The organism is Candidatus Hydrothermales bacterium (assembly GCA_039630235.1).
In the GTDB taxonomy this organism is placed as follows: Bacteria; Hydrothermota; Hydrothermia; order Hydrothermales; family JAJRUZ01; genus JBCNVI01.
Genome location: JBCNVI010000049.1, coordinates 1 through 733, shown reverse-complemented (window position 1 = coordinate 733; position 733 = coordinate 1). Strand labels below are relative to the sequence as shown.

Below are 733 nucleotides of genomic sequence, written 5' to 3'. Positions count from 1 at the left end.
GATGTTTTTATATTGAAATTCACGAATGCAGGAGTAAGGCAGTGGGCTACTTACTATGGAGGAAGTACGGATGATGGTGCATATTCAATTTCAATAGATGGAGGCGGAAATATTTTCGTTGTTGGGTTTACTAATTCAACAAATTTTCCGACCTATAATCCAGGCGGAGGTGCATATTTTCAGGGAAGCTATGCGGGGGATGTTGATGCATTTATATTGAAATTCACAAATTCAGGAGTAAGGCAGTGGGCTACTTACTATGGAGGAAGTATGGGTGAAAGTGCATATTCAATTTCAACAGATGGAGGCGGAAATGTTTTCGTGGCTGGGGGGACTAATTCAACAAATTTTCCGACCTATGATCCAGGCGGAGGGGCGTATTATCAGGGAAGCTATGTGGGGGGAAGAGATGTTTTTATATTGAAATTCACGAATGCAGGAGTAAGGCAGTGGGCTACTTACTATGGGGGAAGTGGGTATGATGATGCACGTTCAATTTCAACAGATGTAGGTGGAAATGTTTTCGTGGTTGGGCAGACTGCTTCAACAAATTTTCCGACCTATGATCCAGGCGGAGGGGCGTATTATCAGGGAAGCTATGTGGGGGGAAGAGATGTTTTTATATTGAAATTCACGAATGCAGGAGTAAGGCAGTGGGCTACTTACTATGGGGGAAGTGGGTATGATGATGCACGTTCAATTTCAACAGATGTAGGTGGAAATGTTTTCGTGG

At 43.2% G+C, this 733-nt stretch carries 1 protein-coding gene; it reads left to right on the top strand.

From position 1 onward, the window contains the following. On the top strand, positions 1 to 733 hold a 733-nt coding region (locus ABDH49_09225; GenBank protein MEN3047121.1), incomplete at both ends, for an SBBP repeat-containing protein.